General features: G+C 52.2%; 9 tRNA genes and 1 rRNA gene. All 10 read left to right on the plus strand.

What is annotated here, in order from left to right:
• Positions 1–65 precede the first annotated feature (65 nt).
• Positions 66–181, plus strand: a 5S ribosomal RNA gene (rrf, locus tag GPDM_RS01565).
• Positions 182–191: 10 nt separating this feature from the next.
• Positions 192–267: transfer RNA gene (locus GPDM_RS01570), tRNA-Val, on the plus strand.
• 8 nt (positions 268–275) lie between these two features.
• Positions 276–351, plus strand: a tRNA-Thr gene (locus GPDM_RS01575).
• 7 nt (positions 352–358) lie between these two features.
• Positions 359–434: transfer RNA gene (locus tag GPDM_RS01580), tRNA-Lys, on the plus strand.
• Between the two features lie 20 nt (positions 435–454).
• Positions 455–539: transfer RNA gene (locus GPDM_RS01585), tRNA-Leu, on the plus strand.
• A 5-nt stretch (positions 540–544) separates the two neighbouring features.
• Positions 545–619: transfer RNA gene (locus tag GPDM_RS01590), tRNA-Gly, on the plus strand.
• 28 nt (positions 620–647) lie between these two features.
• Positions 648–736 (plus strand) — tRNA-Leu (locus GPDM_RS01595).
• A gap of 19 nt (positions 737–755) precedes the next feature.
• Positions 756–832: transfer RNA gene (locus tag GPDM_RS01600), tRNA-Arg, on the plus strand.
• Between the two features lie 28 nt (positions 833–860).
• Positions 861–937 (plus strand) — tRNA-Pro (locus tag GPDM_RS01605).
• 6 nt (positions 938–943) lie between these two features.
• Positions 944–1,019: transfer RNA gene (locus tag GPDM_RS01610), tRNA-Ala, on the plus strand.

The following is a 1,019-nucleotide window of genomic DNA, read 5'->3' on the forward strand; positions in this document are numbered from 1 at the left end:
AAAAAAAGCTTGAAAAACCCAGTGATATACTGGTATAATAAATCTTGTCTTTCAAAACCAAATAGTCCAGTGATGATGGCAAAGAGGCCACACCCGTTCCCATCCCGAACACGGAAGTTAAGCTCTTTTGCGCCGATGGTAGTTGGGGGTTTCCCCCTGTAAGAGTAGGACGTCGCTGGGCAATACATATCGGAGGATTAGCTCAGCTGGGAGAGCATCTGCCTTACAAGCAGAGGGTCGGCGGTTCGATCCCGTCATCCTCCACCATTTTTTTCGCCGGAGTAGCTCAGTTGGTAGAGCAACTGACTTGTAATCAGTAGGTCGAGGGTTCGACTCCTTTCTCCGGCACCACTTTCTCGAGCCATTAGCTCAGCTGGTAGAGCATCTGACTTTTAATCAGAGGGTCGAAGGTTCGAATCCTTCATGGCTCACCATTTTAATTTTATATTGCCACGCGGGTGTGGCGGAACTGGCAGACGCACTAGACTTAGGATCTAGCGCCTTCGGGCGTGGGGGTTCGACTCCCTTCACCCGCACCATTTTTGCGGAAGTAGTTCAGTGGTAGAACGCCACCTTGCCAAGGTGGAGGTCGCGAGTTCGAACCTCGTCTTCCGCTCCATAATTGTTTTACAGAGTCTCGACCCCTAGCCGGGGTGGCGGAACTGGCAGACGCACAGGACTTAAAATCCTGCGGTAGGTGACTACCGTACCGGTTCGATTCCGGTCCTCGGCACCATTTACATCAATAGCATAAAGCGCCCGTAGCTCAATTGGATAGAGTACTTGACTACGAATCAAGCGGTTAGAGGTTCGAGTCCTCTCGGGCGCGCCATATTTTTTATAAACTCAGCACCTAAGTTCGGGAAGTAGCTCAGCTTGGTAGAGCACTTGGTTTGGGACCAAGGGGTCGCAGGTTCGAATCCTGTCTTCCCGACCAAACAATGGGGCCTTAGCTCAGCTGGGAGAGCGCCTGCCTTGCACGCAGGAGGTCAGCGGTTCGATCCCGCTAGGCTCCACCA

The organism is Planococcus donghaensis MPA1U2 (genome assembly GCF_000189395.1).
Taxonomy (GTDB): domain Bacteria; phylum Bacillota; class Bacilli; order Bacillales_A; family Planococcaceae; genus Planococcus; species Planococcus donghaensis_B.